Raw genomic sequence first — 16,602 nt, 5'->3', positions numbered from 1 at the left:
ATATGTATACATCAGAAGAACTTCTCAAGAAAGTGAATGAGGCGCTCGACCATCTGGTTTACGATCGCAAACCAGCCTCGTTGTACGCCCCTATCAAGTACGTACTATCTATCGGCGGCAAGCGTGTACGTCCCGTACTGACCTTGTTGGCTTATAACCTCTATAAGGACGATCCCCTGAGCATCATGTCGCAGGCTATCGGACTCGAGACTTACCATAACTTCACCCTGTTGCATGATGATCTGATGGATCACGCTGACATGCGTCGTGGGCATGAGACGGTGCACAAGAAGTGGGATGCCAACCGTGCTATCCTCTCGGGTGATACCATGCTGTTGCAGGCGTTCGAACGTGTAGAGGACTGCGATTCCAAGTATCTGCCTGCTGTGTTCCAGGTGTTTATCCAGACCACGCTCGAGATTGGTGAGGGACAGCAGTTTGATGTTGAGTTCGAACAGCGTAACGATGTGACTGAAGAGGAATATATCGAGATGATCCGTCTGAAGACCAGTGTGCTGCTGGCCTGTGCCTGTAAGGTTGGTGCCATCATGGCCGATGCCAGTCAGGATGATATCGACAACCTCTACAAGTTCGGCGAGAAGTTAGGACTGGCCTTCCAGCTGCAGGACGATCTGCTCGATGTGTATGGCAATCCTGCTGTGTTTGGAAAGAACATCGGTGGCGACATCACCTCGAATAAGAAGACCTATATGCTCATCAATGCTGTGAACCGTGCCAATGCCGAGCAGCGTGCTGAGCTGATGAAATGGATTGAGGCTGAGCAGTTCGACCGCAACGAGAAGGTGGCTGCCGTGACTGCCCTCTATAATGAGATAGGTATCCGTGAACTCTGCGAGCAGAAGATAGAGGAATTTTATCAGGAAAGTCTGGTGTATCTGGCTAAGGTGAACGTCAGCGAGGAGCGCAAGACCATCCTGAAGGCATATGCTGCCGATATGATGAAACGTCAGAGCTGATGATTGATACGCATTGTCATATTGATGGTGAGGAGTTTGTCGAGGATATCGATGCCGTGATAACCCGTGCCCGTGAGGCAGGGGTGCAGGCCATCGGTGTGCCAGGCATCAACTTGTCGTCGCTTGATACTGTGATGGCTGTATGCCAGCGCTATCCCGGTTATTGCTACCCCATGTTGGGACTTCATCCCGAGGACGTGAAGACCGACTGGCAGGAGGTGCTGGCGCAGATAAGACCTCGCTTGGATGCTGCCTGTTCTCCAAGACCGGTGGCTATCGGTGAGGTAGGACTGGACTTCTATTGGAGCCGTGAGTTTGAGCAGGAGCAGCTGTTGGCTTTTGAGGAACAGGTACGCTGGTCGGTAGAGTTGCAGTTGCCATTGATGATTCACTGCCGTAAGGCACAGAACGAGATGGTGGCTATCCTGAAACGCTATAAAGACCAATTGCCAGGTGGCGTGTTCCACTGTTTCACCGGTAATGAGCTCGAAGCTCAGGAACTGTTACAGTTCGATCGTTTTGTGTTAGGTGTCGGTGGGGTGTCAACTTTTAAGAAGTCGCACCTACCTGAGGTACTGCCTGCTGTGGTTCCACTCGACCGTCTGGTGCTTGAGACCGACGCTCCGTATATGGCTCCTGTGCCTAAGCGTGGCGAAAGAAACGAACCAGCCTTTGTGGCCTACGTGTTGAAGCGCCTGGCCGAAGCTTATGGCGTGAGTGAAGAAGAGCTGGAACGAGCGACTAATGAAAACTGCAAAAAAGTATTAAATATCAATGTTTAACCTGCGGATTATGCGGTAAAAATCTTACCTTTGCATCCGCTTAACAATGGGGAGAGGTGCTCGAGTGGTTGAAGAGGCACGCCTGGAAAGCGTGTAGCCGGCAAAACCGGCTCGCAGGTTCGAATCCTGTTCTCTCCGCCAGGGGGGAGGAATGAGGATTCAAAGCACCGAGGCATAGTGCCGAGGTTTCCTGTTCTCTCCGCCGCGAAGAACAAAGAGGTATGAAACGACTGTTTTTTCTATTCACACTGATAGGTTTGCTCAGTTTCTCGCAAACCAGTATTGCTCAGGAGAAAGTTGTGCCCGATACGGTCAAGAACGCAGAATGTATCCTGCCTCAGGATTCTGCTGCGGTAGCCGATTCGTTGGCAGCCCTTAATACCGAACTCGATGGTCTGCTGGCCGACGATGCCAGCGAGGAGGATGGTGGTCTGCACAAGCAGCTCAAGACCAAGTTCGTGGATGGTAATGTATCCTTCATGTCGCTTGTAGCACTGGCCCTCGTGTTGGGACTGGCGTTCTGCATTGAGCGTATCATCTACCTGACACTCTCGGAAATCAAAACCCATCAGTTGATGGACGATATAGAGAAACGCCTGAAAGCCGATGATGTGGAAGGGGCAAAGACCCTCTGCCGCAATACGCGCGGTCCTGTGGCCTCGGTATGCTATCAGGGACTATTACATATCAAGCAGCCTATGGATGCCATCGAGCGTAGCATCACGAATTTCGGTGGTCTGCAGACGGCTAACCTCGAAAAAGGTTGCTCGTGGATTAAGCTCTTCATTGCCATGGCACCGTCGCTCGGATTCTTAGGCACGGTGATTGGTATGGTGATGGCGTTCGACCAGATTCAGCAGGCCGGTGATATCGGTCCTACCATCGTGGCACAAGGTATGAAGGTAGCACTGATTACAACCATCTTCGGTATCGTGGTGGCGCTGGTACTGCAGCTGTTTTACAGCTATATCCTCTCGAAGATTGAGCGTTTGACTGCCCAGATGGAAGAAGCTGCTATCATGCTCCTCGATATGATTGCCGAATGGAAAACGAAGAGTGAAGAGTGATGAATAATTTCGTATCGCCCGCAATTGCTGATGTCATGCTCTGGCTGATGTATATTACACTGGCCGTAGCTATGAGCGTGACTGCCTATTCCGTATGGCATGGACTACGCTTCCGTCGTAAGGGTGACGATGTGGTGAACGGTGTGCCCGCCGGGCGTATTGGTTGGCTGGTGCTCACAGGACTGGTACTGGTCATGGCGCTCACCTTTGCCTTGGGTTCTACCAAACCCATCCTTACCAATGGCATCTGGCTTACCGACCCGCTGTGGCTGCGGGTGGCTGATATGTTTATCTATACTTCTATTATACTGATTATCGGATGTTTCGTAAGCGCTATCGTCAGCAGATTCCGGAGCTGAACACCACATCGACAGCCGACATCTCGTTTATGCTGTTGATTTTCTTCCTCGTGACCTCGTCGATGGACACGGAGAAGGGATTGCTGCGCCAAATGGCTCCGCCTCCCCTGGAGCACGAACAGCCGAAGGATATCAACCGCGACAACGTAATGCAGGTGAAACTCGATGCCCATAACCAACTCTCATGCGATGGCAAAATCATCACGTTTGAGCAGTTGACAGCCGAGGTCCACGCATTGGCATTTGTGAATCGCACGGGGCATGTGGTGTCGATCGAGGCCGATCCCGCCACCACCTACGAGGCTTACTTCCGTATGCAGGATGCTGTGGTTGAGGCTTATCACGCCTTGCGCAATGAGTATGCGCAGAAACACTACGGTCATAGCTACGAGACCTGTACTGCCGAGCAACGAGCCCTGATCAACGAATACTATCCACAGCGTATCAGTGAAGTGCCCATCGCAGAGAAAGGAGGTGACCAATGAGACCCATGCGTAGCATGTTCCATCAGAGCCGTCGCAGTGTACCGTCGCTCAACGTGGCGTCGATGCCTGATCTCATCTTTACGGTGCTCTTCTTCTTTATGATTGTGACCCACATGCGTAGCGACGAGGTGAAGGTGCGTCTGGAGGTGCCTCAGGGTAGCGAGGTGCAGAAACTGACTAATAAGCAGGCGGTGGTGAACCTGTATATCGGTCATCATCATGGTGCCTGGGGAGTGCAGCTGAATGGCGACTTGGTACAGCCTGCCGATATCCCTGCGCTCATTGAACATATCCGTGGCGGTCTCTCGACTGAAAATCAGCAGCGACTTACCGTCAACCTGCGTGTAGACCGAAAGGCGCCTATGGGACTGGTGGCTGAGGTGAAACGCCAACTGCAGCAGGCCTATGCCTTGAAAATCAATTATAGTGCAACAGAATTAAATAAATAACGACGATATGGTAAAAATTGATGAACTCGACCGACAGATTTTGAGTCTGGTAGCCGCCGATGCACGCATCCCGTTCCTTGAGGTGGCTCGTGCCTGTAATGTGAGTGGAGCTGCCATTCATCAGCACATTCAGAAGTTGAATACACTGGGGGTGCTCAAGGGCTCACAGTTTGTGATTGATCCAGAGAAGATAGGTTATGAGACCTGTGCCTACATCGGACTAAACCTGAAGGACCCCGCCGCATTCGACGAGGTGCTCGAACAGCTCAAGCAGATACCTGAGGTGGTGGAGTGCCATTACACAACGGGTAATTTCGATATGTTTATCAAGATCTATGCACGCAATAACCACCATCTGCTCACCATCATCCATGACAAGCTTCAGCCACTTGGACTGAGCAGTAGTCAGACGCTCATCTCGTTTCATACCGAGATAGATCGTCAGCTGCCTATACAAGATATCCTCACTGCAGATAACGACAGCGAGGATACCGATTAAGTGTTTATTAATGAGAGTGGTTACTTCACATCGAATGTAAAGTACGTGTCGGGATAGGGCTCGTCCTTCAGTGTGAAGTGCCACCACTCGCTGTCTAACGGTTTAAAGCCGTGGCGTAGCATGGCTGCGCGCAGTATCATGCGGTTCTTAAACTGCTCGGCGGTGATACTGCGACCTTGAGGCGACGGTTTGTTGTTGCCAGTATATTCGCCTGTTTCGGGATTACCGCAGAAGTCGGGGTGACTCTCGGGACCGAACCAGTCGAATGTCCCACCCATATCCAACTCTTTCTCCGTGTTCATATCAAACAGCGTCAGGTCGACCGTGCTGCCACGGGTATGACCGCTCTTCTCATAGATGTACTCCTGCTCGAACAGTACGCTCTTGTCCAAATCGGGATAGAAGTAGCGTTTCATCACCGTGTCGGGTATGTTCTGGGCCCAGCGTACAAAGTGATCGACACCTTTCTGTGGACGATAGGCATCGTATATCTTCAACCGGTATCCCTGTTGGATGACATCGTCGCTGACAGCCTTCAAACTGTCGGCGGCAGGCTTCGTGAGCCATGCCGTAGGTGCTAAATAGCCGTCGATACGTGTGCCCACAAAGTTGTAGGTGCCATAGTAACGGATTTCGAGGATGGCGTCGGGTACGACATCTGTCAGTCTGACAAAGTTGCTCGCATCTTCGGTGGCTGCGATGGTTGGTTCGGCAACCTGACGTTTACAGCTGGTGGTGGATACTGCCACGAAGCACATCATCAAGGCGGCGACTACTGTCAAAATCAATTTTTTCATGTGGTAATAGTTTTAAATTGTTAATGTAAGTTGCTATTTTTATGCTGCAAAATTACAAAAAATCTACATATTTTCACTGATTTAATATTATTTAACTTGAAAAACAAGTCATGTATTGAAAAAATGTGTAATTTTGCAAATGAATTTTAAAACACTCTCTATTAACTGAAACAGAATTTATTAATTTAAAACAGAACGATTATGAAAAAACTAATGATGATTGCAGCAATGATGCTCGCAGCAGTTACAGTAAGTGCCCAGGAGGCAGGTCAGGTATTCTTGAAGCCAATGGTTGGTGCTACATTGACTAACGTTACCAAAATTGAAGGTAAGATGAAGTTTGGTGAAGTGGCTGGTGCTGAGTTGGGCTATATGCTAAGCGACAACTTCGGTCTCTCTGTTGGTGCTCTCTATACCATGCAAGGTGAAAAGGGTAAAAATAATGTAGGAGACTTTAAATTAGAGTATGTCAATGTTCCAATATTGGCTAACTGCTATGTAGCTCCTGGTTTTGCCCTGAAGGCTGGTGTACAATTCGGTTTCATGACAAAGGCTAAGAATTCTAATGTTGATTTCAAGGAGTATTGCAATAAGACTGATATCTCTATTCCTCTGGGTGCTGCTTATGAGTTCGGCGACTTTGTGATTGATGCTCGTTATAACTTTGGTCTGTCTAAGATTGTTAAGAAGGACTACACTGATGAGAGCTACAAGAACAGTGTTATCATGCTGACTCTGGGTTACAAGATTCCATTCTGATCAATCCTTATTTTGTTATAGAATCAAGGCTCGCATTTGCTGCGAGCCTTGATTTGTTTAATGCGCTGTTTTTTCAAAACTGAATATAAAAAATGGGTTTAATTCGACTTGTTTGTATCGATTTTATTGACGAAAGCCTAAAAATTTCATCGTTTTAAGATATTTTATGTTAAATTCTACGGAGTTTGATTATTTTGTATTAACTTTGCACTCAGAAAGAAAAATAATGAGTGAATTTGATTTTGGAACATAATGAAAAGAACTACGGCGCCAACGTCGTGAAAGTTAGATTACTTTCGAATAATAATTCTAATACCTTTTGACAATAGTGACGCAGTGCGCACACAAGTTGTAGCAACATCTGCAATAAGAGGCTCGTATTACTACTACGAGCCTCTTTTTATAGCTATAAAGGATTGGATTAACAATAATTAAGAGTAAAAACCTCTTTAAATGATGAAAATTGCCTAAATTTGCAAAAGTAACTTAAAACTATTATATGAACAGACTAATCATTATCCTTGGACTCCTGATAGGTGGACTCTCTGTTTCTGCGCAGAACGCTTTTGTGGGGCAGCATCGTTACGATGGCAAGCATCGAAACGAGGTGTCGGGTTATGTGATGGCGGGACATAACGTTGTTGTTAGTGGCTATGGCGGCATAGGTCTTTCGTACAAGCGCCATCTGACTGATCGCTGGCATATAGGTGCTGATGTACAGCAGCAGTGGGGTAAGCAGCTCTACTCGAACGATGTGCAGGGTGGTTATCGACTGCCCGTATGGTGGGGCGACCTCTATTTTGATGCTAAACTGATGTACAATCGTTATCACCGTTGGAATGCCAATGAGACCATTGGCAATCTCTCGGTTACCTGGGAAATGCCTTATTTCTATCTGCGTGTGGGTGAGTCGTATATTCATTGGCATACGGGTGACTTCGGCTATACCGAACCACTTACTGTTACTTTCGGATTCGGAGCCATGATACGTCCGCGTACAAATTCGTGGAATGTAGGCCTCTTCTTCCGTAACTACGACGATTTCTATTATGAGAACTGGAACATCAACTGGGGATTGAACTTTTACGGGCGCCTGAACAAACAGATGTATCTCTTCGGTGAGTTTAATGTGCGTCCAGCAGGTAGTATGAGCCAGTTGGCCAGTAAATATGAGACATCAGGGAAATTAGGACTTAAATACGTATGGTAACCATGAAGACTACACATTATATATTATCAGGAACTGTCCTGCTATTGCTTTCGGCTTGCGATAAAGTGAGTCCGATAGGAGTGTTGGTAAGTGGCACGGGTGTTGAGGACCGTGTCAAAATGTCGAATGCCTATTATCAGGATCATAAGGGTGAAGGTTCTATGCTCGCTGGTTATGATGGGGATGAATACACCTTCTTAGTGGGAGCCGACAGTCATCTGACAACTGACGATGGGCGTATGCGGGAAATGCTGCAGATTGCACTCGATAACAACGATCTGCTGATGGCGCATTTGGGAGATATTGCCGATACCAAAGCAGAATACTATATCACGCTCGAAGACCTGATAGATGAGTATCGATGGAAATATGCCAGGAAAAATTTCGTAGAGCATTTCAAGGGCAATGAAGAAGATTACGAATATCTGAAGGATCTGCCGGATTATTTTGTATATGAAGATACGGTATATCATAAAGACTACCTCCTTAATCAGGTGAAGTATCCTTTTTATCCTGTGGTGGGTAATCACGACATTACACACAACGGGTGGGCTTTGTGGTCGAGTATATTCCACTCATCGTTCTATGATGTTTACGTCTTAGTAAATCTCTATCCTCCTCAGTTGGATCATTTTATTTTCCTTGACTCTGCCAGTGGTACATTGGGACGTGAACAGGTCAAGCTGTTGGAACAAGGTGTATTGAATGATTATCATCATGAATCAGGTGAGCGAATTATCCGTCATACCTTTGTTTTCAGTCATACCAATATCTTCCGTCCACGGTCGGTAGAGTTTGCCTCTACTTTCCCTCGTGAGGAGATGTTCTTCCTGTTGAACAAGTTTACGGAGTGGGAAACGGATATGGTGTTCTTGGGGCATGTGCATAAATGGGACTATCAGAAAGTGGGCAATACAGAGTATCTGACTCTCGACTCGATGTGTGAGGCCAATAATCCCAATCCAGGCGATTATCTGATACGTGTGCATGTGAAGAAAGACGGTACCATCAGCTGGGAGAAGGTCAGAATGAACTATACTAAAAAGTAACGATATGAAAATGAAAACTTTATTTGCTTTGATGGCCATGCTGACAGTATGCAGTCAGGTCAGGGCAGAAAACAGGGATTATACCAATCAGGAACCCCTGAAACTGGTGACTCCATCCATTGATATGAAACTGGATATGAAGGCAGCCTATACCTACCGGCCTGAGTTGGAACTGCCTATGGCGCCCTTGCTATCCGGAAGTCAGAAGTACCAGCTGACATGGATGCGTACCAATTCCGACGTGAAGCCCTATCAGGTGATGGACGACCTGACGTTTGCCGGCGTGCCTTTGTTCCTGGCTGGTATCATAGCCAAGAGTGAGAAGAAATCCTTCCGCCAGAATACGAAGTTGAACCGTCATACACTGGTGACCGATTTCAAGACCGAGATAGATAACTACACCCAGTTCTTTGGTCCTGTATTATCGACAGGCTTGAAGATAGCCGGTGTAGAAGGCCGTAGTGATTGGGGACGTTATCTGGCATCGACAGGTATGTCGTACGGATTTATGGCTTTATTTGTGAACAGTATTAAATATACCGCAAAGGAGATGCGTCCCGACGGTTCGACCCGTAATTCATGGCCCAGCGGACATACTGCAACAGCGTTCGTAGGTGCTACTGTGCTGCATAAGGAGTATGGACTGACCCGTTCGCCCTGGTACTCGGTAGCTGGTTATGGCGTGGCAACGGCCACTGGAGTGATGCGTGTGTTGAACAACCGCCACTGGGTGAGCGATGTACTCTCGGGAGCCGGTATCGGTATCATGTCGGGAGAGTTAGGTTATGCCTTGAGCGACTTGATCTTCAAAGGAAAAGGACTGCTCCGTGGCGATGCCGTGAGCGAGCGTAGTATCATCTACCATCCGTCGTTCTTCTCGATTTCAATGGGACTGGGACTCGGTTCGCGTAATCTGGATTTCGGTGTTGAAACCAACGATGCCCACGATAACTTTAATCTGAAGTTCGGTGCTTCAACCGCTGTATCGGCCGAAGGTGCCTACTTCTTCAATAAGTACATCGGTTTCGGTGGTCGTCTGCGTGTGAACAGCTCGCCTATCAAAGGCTGGGACCGTGTACTCGACTTTGCCGACCAGGATGTGAAGGAGATGTTTGCTGGTCTGTCAAGTGATGCCGATCTGAGTTCTCTGAATGATATCGTGTTCAATACACCAGATAAGAGACCGGAGTTTAATATTGAGAGTGATCACCTGACGGAGTTTGCTGCTGATTTGGGTTTGTACTTCAATCTGCCCCTTTCAAAACGTTTTGCCTTAGGTGCTAAGCTGGTGGCTGGTCGTAGCATCATGCAGGAACTGAATCTGTCGGCGCGTTATCAGGGTAGAGTGAAAGAAGTTGACCTGTTCAGTGACAATATGTTTGTTGATGCTGGTAAGACATACGATACGAAGTGGGATTACTTCACGCTTAGTGCTAATAACAGTAATAAGTGGGGAACAGGTATTTCCTTGACCTATGCCTACAAGGAGAACTATGCCTGGCGTTTGTTTATCGACTACGATATGAGTCGCAAGACCTATACGCTGGAGTATAACCCCGCCCAGTTCATGAAATCAGCGATGCCATCATTCTTTGATTTCCTGGATTTTCTGGATGAGGCATACCAGTCAGATCCAACTGATATGGAGTTGAAGGAGGCTGCTGAGGCAGCAGCGGAAGCTCGTGCCAATTTAGTGCCTCTTACCACACATGTAAAAAAGAACCGCCATACTTTCGTAATTGGCGGCTCTTTAACCATATCGTTCTAAAAAAGACTTCTGCTGACGCTTACTTCTTGAGCAGATTCAGTTTGTGCTGAGGTGCCAAAGCGTTACTGGTCTTTTCGGTATATTCACCCAATTTGAGAGTAGCAGTCGCAGCAATGTTGCGGCTGCTATTTCCTATACGGAAGGTATAGGTGCCTGCCTCGGTGAGCCACTGGCTACCAGCCTCGTCGAAGCTGGCCAGCATGCGAACGGGGATAGTCATGGTGAGTACCTGACTCTCACCGGGCTGCAACTCACGGGTCTTGGCAAAGGCTTTCAGCTCCTGAGCGGGCTTTTCAAGCTTGCCGTTGGGGGCCTGCACGTAAACCTGAGCTACCTCCTTACCGCTGACGCTTCCAGTGTTCTTGACGGTGATGCTGACCTCGACAGCCTCCTTGCCCTTGGCCTTAACCACGGGTTTTGTGAAGGTGAAGGTGGTATAGCTCAGACCGAAGCCGAAGGGGTAGGCAACATCGCGACCAAAGCTGTCGAAATAGCGATAGCCAACGTAGATGTCCTCCTCGTGGTTGGTATAGGCATGTCCGGGGATGGGCGCCTTGCTGCCAATCATCATCTGCAGCGAGTAGTCGTCTATCTGACCAGGGAAGTTCTTGGTCGAAGCATGATCGGTAGCAGCGATAGGCCATGTCATGGTGAGCTTACCCGAAGGATTAACCTTACCGGTCAGCAGGTCGGCAATCGAGTTACCGCCCTCCATACCAGGCTGCCATGCACACAGGATAGCATCGGGGTAGCCACTCCAAGAGGCTGTCTCGATGACACTGCCCGAGTTGATGATGACGATGACGGGCTTACCCTCTGCATGGAAGGCATTGCATACGTCGGTGATGAGTGCGCGCTCCTCGGGGATGAGGTTGAATTCGGTGTTCAGGTCGCGGTCTACACCCTCGCCAGCCTGACGGCCAATGGTGATGATGGCTGCATCGGTAGTCTTCACCTCGTTGTTGATAGCGATAGGATCGATACCGATCTCTGGATATTTCTGCTGTCCGAAGTATTCACGCTGATACCACTTGGCAGGATGACGCTCGGCCTGGAACTTGACACGGGCAAACTCGATGTACTTACGATAGATATCGGTGAGTACGGGTGATGAGCTGATGCCGGCATTCTTCAGACCCTCGAGCATGTCAACCACGTAAGGTGGGTGAACGCAACCAGAACCGGTACCACCCGACAGGAAGTCGTACGAGTTCTCGCCAAACAGGGCAACGGTCTTGATGGCACCGTTCTTCCAGGGCAGCGAGCCATTGTTCTTGAGCAGTACAATACCCTCGTTGGCACTCTGACGGGTGATGGCTGCATGGGCCTTGAAGTCGGGATTGTTAGATGCTGGGTACTGATGGAAGCTGGGGGTCTTGACGATATACTCAAGCATACGGCGCACGTTGCGATCCACATCCTTGATATCGAGTTTGCCACTCTTCACGCCTTCTATGATCTCGTTCACCTGAGCAGGCTGTCCTGGCTCCATCAGGTCGTTGCCGGCATGTACCTCGCTGATAGTGGTCAGACCATCGCGGATGCCAATCCAGTCGGTCATCACAATGCCCTTGAAGCCCCAGTCGTCGCGCAGAATCTTGGTGAGCAGGTCGTGGTTACCCATTGAGTACTGACCGTTCACCTGATTGTATGAAGCCATGATAGTCCAAGGATCGCTCTCACGGACGGCAATCTCGAAACCACGCAGATAGAGTTCGCGAGCAGCGCGCTGGCTGACACGCTCGTCTACAGCAGTACGATCTGTCTCCTGTGAGTTGATGGCATAGTGCTTAGCTGATACGCCGGCACCCTGGCTCTGTACGCCCTGGATATAGGCTGCGGCAATCTTTCCGGTGAGCAGCGGGTCTTCAGAGTAGTACTCGAAGTTACGTCCACACAAGGGATTGCGGTGCAGATTCATGCCAGGACCTAAAATCACGTCGCAGCGGTACTCCTTGGTCTCGTTACCAATGGCCTGACCTACTTTGTTTACCAAGTCGGTGTTCCAGGTTGAAGCCAGACACGAGCCGATAGGGAAGGCTGTGGCATAGTATGTCTTAGTGGTTCCCTTACGGGTGGGATCGATACGTACACCGGCAGGTCCGTCGGTGAGCACAGTTGCAGGAATGCCCAATCGGGGGATGGCAGGCGACGTGCCGGCAGCTCCAGCTACCAGGTCGGCCTCGCCACCAACCACGGCATTGTCACTAAAGAAATTGTTTGCACCGCCAACCAGTAGTTTGGCTTTCTCTTCAAGGGTCATTGCCTTGAGCACCTCGTCGATATTATCGGGACGGAGCTGGGGTTGGGCATTTGTCGTCATTGCGAATGTTGTTGCTAATAAGCAAGTGGTTAGAATTCGTTTCATTGTTATTATTTTGGGGTTCTAAGGGAATATCCTGAACTCGTAGCCTTGGTCCTTGAGCCATTGCAGACTCTCGGGTAGGGCGGTCTTCAGTTTGTCGATACTCTTCAGCGAGTCGTGGAAGGTGATGATCGAACCGTTTCGCGCGTACCTCTTTATATTATAGACCACATCTTCGGCGGTCAGCCACTTGGAGTAGTCGCGTGTCACGAGGTCCCACATCACAATCTTGTATTTCCTGCTCAGCCAGGCATACTGTGCCATACGCATCCAGCCATGTGGCGGACGTACATAATGACTGTGGATATAGGCGTTGGCCTTCTCCACATTATAGCTGTATTCCTTGATGGAGTGACGCAGACCGCCAATATGGTTGTGGGTGTGATTGCCCACCTGATGCCCTTCGGCCAGAATGCGTTGGTAGAGTTCGGGGTATTTGCGTACATTATCGCCTACCATGAAGAAGGTGGCGCGCACACCAAATTCCTTCAGCGTGTCGAGGATAAAAGGCGTAGCCTCTGGGATAGGGCCGTCGTCGAAGGTCAGGTACACTGCCTTCACACGACGGTCCATTCGCCAGTATGCTCTAGGGTAGAGCCAGCGTAGAAATTTTGCCGGTTGCTCTATAAACATATCTTAATTTCCGTAAGTTCCTCCCTTAGCTTCGTAAATCTTGCTGATGCCTTGGAACTGCTGCTCCTTCTCCTTGCCCTTCTTCTCATCTACAACCTGCTGCAGGTTGAGTACCTGATTCAGGATGTACATATGGAGCAGACAATCCTGCTGTGAGCTGGCGAAGCGCTGACCATCGAGCGAACAATAGAAGATCATGTATTCGGCCGACTTCTTCCACAGCTGGTCGATCAGTTCCTGAGCCTTCTTGGTCTGGCCAATCAGGGCATAGGCACGGGCCAGCTCCATCGAACCGCTCTGATAATCGTGAGGGATATTGTAACTTGGCAATTCCTTCTCTGCCTTGTCGAGTACCTCCTTGGCTTGCTTGTCCTTACCCTCCTGAATGAGGTTCATGGCCAGCAGCGACATCAGGCGACGGTGGGTGTAACACATGCGCATCACGGTCTCGTCGAGATAGATGCCGGGCTTATCCACACCACCGAACTTAAACTTCTTCATCACGTTATTATAAGTCTTCTCTGTGTCGAAGTTCTTTGCACCTGGGGCGTTGGTGGTGAAGGGTGAGATACGGTTGGCCAAGCCCTCCTGGATAAAGTTGTCGCCCAGGTTCATGTAGTTCTCAGCACCTACGGTGGTGGCTACGTAGATAGGACGTGTCCAGTTGCACTGATCAATCATCTCGAGCATCATCAGGTCGCCCTTATAGAGCGCGCTCTTGCCTTTCAGTGAGATGACCATCCGGTCAGGGATACTGTCAGCTGCCATCATCATACCGCTCTTGCGTACCGCCTCTTTGTCGATGGTCATGTAGACCGTGTCGGTAGGAATGACGTGGAGCTCCTTATTAGTGTTGCGAACCCAGTACTTCAGGATGTTCTTCAGTTCGAATGGGTGCTCGCCGAAGTTCTTCTTGGCTTCCTCTGGATTCTCGCGGTACAATTTCTCCACTTCGCTCTTCAGTGAGGGATCAATCTGCACATACTCGTTGGTGCCTGCACAATACTCCAGACGGCTCCAGGTGATGGGGACTGAAGGCGACTTAAACGCAGGACGGCGCATCTGGTCGATATACCAGTCGGTCTGCAGGTAAGAGAGGTTGCAGACGCGTGCGTCGGTACGGAATCCCTCAGTATCCTGATTGTACCAGAGCGGGAAGGTATCGTTGTCACCATTGGTGAAGATGATGGGGTTGCCCTCTTCCTGCAGGGTCATGAGGTAGTTCTGTCCGAAGTCGCGACAGCAGTAACGGCCTGAACGGTCGTGGTCGTCCCAGGTCTGTGATGCCATCTGAACAGGAACCAGCAGACAAACGATGCCGACAACGGCAGCTACCACCAGGTTCTCCTTCTTCAGCTTGCGGTTCAGCCAGTCGATGATGGCTGCTACACCCATACCACACCAGATGGCGAAGGCATAGAATGAACCGGCATACGCATAGTCACGCTCACGGGGCTGCATAGGTGTCTGGTTCAGATAGATCACGATGGCCAGTCCTGTCATGAAGAACAGGAAGAATACCACCCAGAACTGCTGGATGCCTATCGGCTCATCGACTAACTTCTCCTGACCATTCACCATCGCCTTACGCTTGCGGGTGTACCATGCCTGCCAGAAAAGACCCAGCAGACCGAGTATCAGAGGCATGCAGTAGAACACATTGTGACCCTTGTTCTCCTTCAGATCGGTAGGAAGCAGACTCTGGTCGCCCAGACGTGCATCGTCGATAAACGAGAAACCGGTAATCCAGTTGCCGTGCTCCAGTTCGCCGTTGCCTTGGATATCATTCTGTCGACCGGCAAAGTTCCACATGAAGTAGCGCCAGTACATGAAGTTGCACTGATAGCTCAGGAAGAAGCGGAGGTTCTCCAGCTGTGTAGGAACCTTCACGGTCATCTGCTCACCACAACGGTCGTAAGGCACTTCTGTGCCATCTACACCGCCCATCCACGACTCATAAGCCTGGGCATGACCGGCATCATACATACGTGGGAAGAGCATGTTCTGAGCATACTTATATTCATCTTTGGTGCGTACAACAAAGTAAGAGTCCTTCTCTTCGGCCGAGGCTTTCTCTTTACGCTGGTAAACGGGCTTACCCTTCGTCATGACGGGTTTGCAGTAGTTGCCTTCCTGCTCCAGAGCTACCTGTGAGGTATAGGCCTGACCATAGAACAGAGGACGCTGACCGTACTGCTCACGTCCCAGGTAGTCGCCCAGTGTGAAGATATCCTCAGGTGAGTTCTGGTCCATAGGCGGGTTGGCCGATGAACGGATCACGATGAGGGCATAGCTTGAATAGCCAATCATCAGCATCAGCATGCAGAGCAACATGGTGTTCTTCATACGGGCAGTGATGAGTGCCTGCTTGTTCACCGTGTACTTCAGCAGGAACCAAAGGGCAGCCAGTACGATGACACCGATGAAGAATGCCGACCATCCCCAACCGTAGAAGGGGATACCCAGCATGCCTACCGACAGCAGGAAGGCTATGTTCTGGATGGTGAGCGAGTGCTGCTGTGTCTGGGTTTCATAAACAGCCCAGATTACACAGGCTACCAACAGGATGAGATAGATGATCTCGCCCGTATTGAATGGCATGCCGAGGGTGTTCACGAAGAACAGCTCGAACCAGCCTCCCACGGTGATGATGCCGGGAACGACACCATAGAGCACGGCGGCCAGGATGACTATCGACACAGCCAATGCAATGAGTGAACCCTTGAGGTTGGCATCGGGGAAACGACGGTAGTAGTAAACCAATACGATGGCTGGTACACAGAGCAGGTTCAACAGGTGAACGCCGATAGACAGACCTGTCATATACATGATCAGGATCAGCCAACGGTCGCTATGAGGCTCGTCGGCGTGATCTTCCCATTTCAGAATCAACCAGAATACCACAGCGGTGAATGCTGAAGAGTAAGCATAGACCTCACCCTCAACAGCCGAGAACCAGAAGGTGTCGCTGAAGGTATAGATGAGTGCTCCAACCAATCCTGAGGCCTCGATGGCAATCGTCTTGGGCCATGTCAACTCGTTCCAGTTGCTGATGAGCAATCGACGCGTCAGATGCGTGATGGTCCAGAACAGGAACAGAATACAAGTGGCCGACAAAAGGGCGCTCATGGTGTTGACCATGCGTGCCACTTGCGTTGGATCGCTTGCAAAGTGTGAGAACAGATTAGCTGTGAGCATGAAGAAAGGTGCCCCTGGTGGGTGACCGATCTCCAATTTATACCCCGTGGTGATAAATTCCGGACAGTCCCAGAAACTGGCTGTCGGTTCAATGGTAGAACAATAGACAATGGCAGCCACTAAAAAAGCGAACCAGCCCAATGCGTTGTCTACTAACCTGAATTGTTTCATTACACAAATATTTTCTTTAACGTTAAAATTCGAG

15 protein-coding genes and 1 tRNA gene are annotated in these 16,602 nt (G+C 49.7%); 12 read left to right on the top strand and 4 right to left on the bottom strand.

From position 1 onward, the window contains the following. Positions 1 to 2: 2 nt before the first annotated feature. From T495_RS0107445 to T495_RS0107410, 8 genes are all read left to right on the top strand, one after another. Positions 3 to 977, top strand: a complete 975-nt coding sequence (locus tag T495_RS0107445) for a polyprenyl synthetase family protein (RefSeq protein ID WP_028902215.1) — start codon at positions 3 to 5, stop codon at positions 975 to 977. Beyond that, positions 977 to 1,759 carry a TatD family hydrolase gene (locus T495_RS0107440; protein WP_033148194.1) on the top strand — a complete coding sequence of 261 codons (783 nt, stop codon included), beginning with the start codon at positions 977 to 979 and terminating at the stop codon, positions 1,757 to 1,759. Before T495_RS0107445 ends, T495_RS0107440 begins: the two co-directional genes overlap by 1 nt. A gap of 50 nt (positions 1,760 to 1,809) precedes the next feature. After that, a tRNA-Ser gene (locus T495_RS0107435) sits at positions 1,810 to 1,900 on the top strand. 80 nt (positions 1,901 to 1,980) lie between these two features. After that, on the top strand, positions 1,981 to 2,826 hold the full coding sequence (locus T495_RS0107430; protein ID WP_033148193.1) for a MotA/TolQ/ExbB proton channel family protein: 846 nt from the start codon (positions 1,981 to 1,983) through the stop codon (positions 2,824 to 2,826). After that, positions 2,826 to 3,185 (top strand): hypothetical protein, encoded by a 360-nt coding sequence (locus tag T495_RS0107425; protein ID WP_028902218.1) that lies wholly within the window; start codon positions 2,826 to 2,828, stop codon positions 3,183 to 3,185. The genes T495_RS0107430 and T495_RS0107425 overlap by 1 nt, the downstream gene beginning before the upstream one ends. Then, positions 3,146 to 3,670 (top strand): biopolymer transporter ExbD, encoded by a 525-nt coding sequence (locus T495_RS0107420; RefSeq protein WP_028902219.1) that lies wholly within the window; start codon positions 3,146 to 3,148, stop codon positions 3,668 to 3,670. The genes T495_RS0107425 and T495_RS0107420 overlap by 40 nt, the downstream gene beginning before the upstream one ends. After that, positions 3,667 to 4,119 (top strand): biopolymer transporter ExbD, encoded by a 453-nt coding sequence (locus tag T495_RS0107415; RefSeq protein ID WP_231495065.1) that lies wholly within the window; start codon positions 3,667 to 3,669, stop codon positions 4,117 to 4,119. Before T495_RS0107420 ends, T495_RS0107415 begins: the two co-directional genes overlap by 4 nt. A gap of 7 nt (positions 4,120 to 4,126) precedes the next feature. Further along, the gene (locus tag T495_RS0107410; RefSeq protein ID WP_028902221.1) at positions 4,127 to 4,618 is read left to right on the top strand and encodes an Lrp/AsnC family transcriptional regulator; all 492 of its coding nucleotides are present in this window, start codon (positions 4,127 to 4,129) and stop codon (positions 4,616 to 4,618) included. Positions 4,619 to 4,638: 20 nt separating this feature from the next. On the opposite strand, the gene T495_RS0107405 is transcribed toward T495_RS0107410, so the two are convergent. Beyond that, positions 4,639 to 5,415, bottom strand: a complete 777-nt coding sequence (locus T495_RS0107405) for a M15 family metallopeptidase (RefSeq protein WP_033148192.1) — start codon at positions 5,413 to 5,415, stop codon at positions 4,639 to 4,641. A gap of 201 nt (positions 5,416 to 5,616) precedes the next feature. On the opposite strand from T495_RS0107405, the gene T495_RS0107400 reads away from it, so the two are divergent. From T495_RS0107400 to T495_RS0107385, 4 genes are all read left to right on the top strand, one after another. Next, positions 5,617 to 6,174, top strand: coding sequence for an outer membrane beta-barrel protein (locus T495_RS0107400; RefSeq protein ID WP_033148191.1), 558 nt, complete (start codon positions 5,617 to 5,619; stop codon positions 6,172 to 6,174). A gap of 499 nt (positions 6,175 to 6,673) precedes the next feature. Then, the gene (locus T495_RS0107395) at positions 6,674 to 7,384 is read left to right on the top strand and encodes a hypothetical protein (protein WP_028902224.1); all 711 of its coding nucleotides are present in this window, start codon (positions 6,674 to 6,676) and stop codon (positions 7,382 to 7,384) included. After that, complete coding sequence (locus T495_RS0107390; protein ID WP_155993514.1) at positions 7,378 to 8,433, top strand: metallophosphoesterase; 1,056 nt, start codon at positions 7,378 to 7,380, stop codon at positions 8,431 to 8,433. Before T495_RS0107395 ends, T495_RS0107390 begins: the two co-directional genes overlap by 7 nt. Before the next feature lie 10 nt (positions 8,434 to 8,443). Next, positions 8,444 to 10,201 carry a phosphatase PAP2 family protein gene (locus T495_RS0107385; RefSeq protein ID WP_197020359.1) on the top strand — a complete coding sequence of 586 codons (1,758 nt, stop codon included), beginning with the start codon at positions 8,444 to 8,446 and terminating at the stop codon, positions 10,199 to 10,201. Between the two features lie 19 nt (positions 10,202 to 10,220). Here the strand turns inward: T495_RS0107385 and T495_RS0107380 are convergent, their stop codons facing one another. Genes T495_RS0107380 through T495_RS0107370 form a run of 3 tightly spaced genes read right to left on the bottom strand, consistent with a single transcriptional unit; the run spans position 10,221 to position 16,568 of the window. Further along, on the bottom strand, positions 10,221 to 12,569 hold the full coding sequence (locus T495_RS0107380) for a glycosyl hydrolase (protein WP_033148189.1): 2,349 nt from the start codon (positions 12,567 to 12,569) through the stop codon (positions 10,221 to 10,223). A gap of 18 nt (positions 12,570 to 12,587) precedes the next feature. Beyond that, positions 12,588 to 13,199 carry a polysaccharide deacetylase family protein gene (locus tag T495_RS0107375; protein ID WP_028902227.1) on the bottom strand — a complete coding sequence of 204 codons (612 nt, stop codon included), beginning with the start codon at positions 13,197 to 13,199 and terminating at the stop codon, positions 12,588 to 12,590. A gap of 3 nt (positions 13,200 to 13,202) precedes the next feature. After that, positions 13,203 to 16,568 carry a DUF2723 domain-containing protein gene (locus T495_RS0107370; RefSeq protein WP_033148188.1) on the bottom strand — a complete coding sequence of 1,122 codons (3,366 nt, stop codon included), beginning with the start codon at positions 16,566 to 16,568 and terminating at the stop codon, positions 13,203 to 13,205. Positions 16,569 to 16,602: the final 34 nt, after the last annotated feature.

Origin of the sequence: Prevotella sp. P6B1, assembly GCF_000702825.1 — a bacterium.
Lineage (GTDB): Bacteria > Bacteroidota > Bacteroidia > Bacteroidales > Bacteroidaceae > Prevotella.
This window is presented reverse-complemented; position numbering and strand designations above follow the sequence as displayed.